Genomic DNA, 960 nt, shown 5'->3' with positions numbered 1-960 from the left:
GCATCGAGAATCGCAGGTGCGAAGTCACGAGGGCCGCGGGAAGCGGCTCGCCGTCGGCATCCGAGCGTCCTGCGATCACGGCCACGCGATCGACGCAGGGCACGTCGAGGCGGGCGAGGTTGCCGAGCATCTCGTACTCCCGCCTCGCCATCTCGTCGGTCGTCTCCTTCACGGCGACGACGCGCCCCGAGAGATCGGCGAACCTGACCAGGTGGCGGGAGAGGCCCTTCGGCAGCGAGACGATCTTCTCGGACGGCCACTTCGCCAGAGTGGTCGACCAGGGCAGGGCCAGCAGCCCGGGGTCGATCGAGCTCGCGGTGATCCGCAGCGCATCCTGCATGGCTCTCCAGACGGTGGTGGGGGAAAGCAGAAGCGGCGCGGGCGACCGAAGTCAGCCCGCGCCGCGTCTGTGGATCCGATCAGGCGGAGACGATCGGCTTGTCGTTCAGGCGGACGCCGGACTCGATGTCGAACGCGTGCACGTGGCCTGCGTTGGCTGCGAGCGTGACCGTCTCACCCGCGTTGGGGTGGCTGCGGCCGTCGACGCGGGCGACCAGGTCGGCGCGCTTTCCGTTGATCTCGGTGTGGCCGTAGAGGTAGCCGTCGGCGCCGAGCTCTTCGACGAGGTCAACGACGACCGAGAGGCCCTTGCCGTCGGCGGGGCCGACGGTGATGTCCTCGGGACGCACGCCGACGGTGACCTGCGAGCCGTTGGCACGGCCCACCGTGTCGCGGTCGAGCGGGACGACCTCGGTGCCGAAGCGCACGCCGCCGTCTGCCAGGTCTGCGCTGAACAGGTTCATCGCAGGCGAGCCGATGAAGCCGGCGACGAAGACGTTCTCGGGCTTCTCGTACAGGTCGCGCGGGGTGCCGACCTGCTGCAGCAGACCGTCCTTGAGCACGGCGATGCGGTCGCCCATCGTGAGCGCCTCGGTCTGGTCGTGCGTGACGTAGACCGTG

1 protein-coding gene and 1 pseudogene are annotated in these 960 nt (G+C 69.5%); both read right to left on the bottom strand.

What is annotated here, in order from left to right:
* Positions 1-340 (bottom strand): annotated as a pseudogene (locus J7E68_RS19055) (DUF4032 domain-containing protein); the annotation flags it as partial.
* A gap of 79 nt (positions 341-419) precedes the next feature.
* On the bottom strand, positions 420-960 hold a 541-nt coding region (locus J7E68_RS19050; RefSeq protein WP_215175112.1), incomplete at its 5' end, for an ABC transporter ATP-binding protein.

Source organism: Microbacterium sp. ISL-103 (genome assembly GCF_018613995.1).
Taxonomy (GTDB): domain Bacteria; phylum Actinomycetota; class Actinomycetes; order Actinomycetales; family Microbacteriaceae; genus Microbacterium.
The sequence above is the reverse complement of the archived record's forward strand: the minus strand, read 5'-3'. Positions and strand labels throughout refer to the sequence as shown.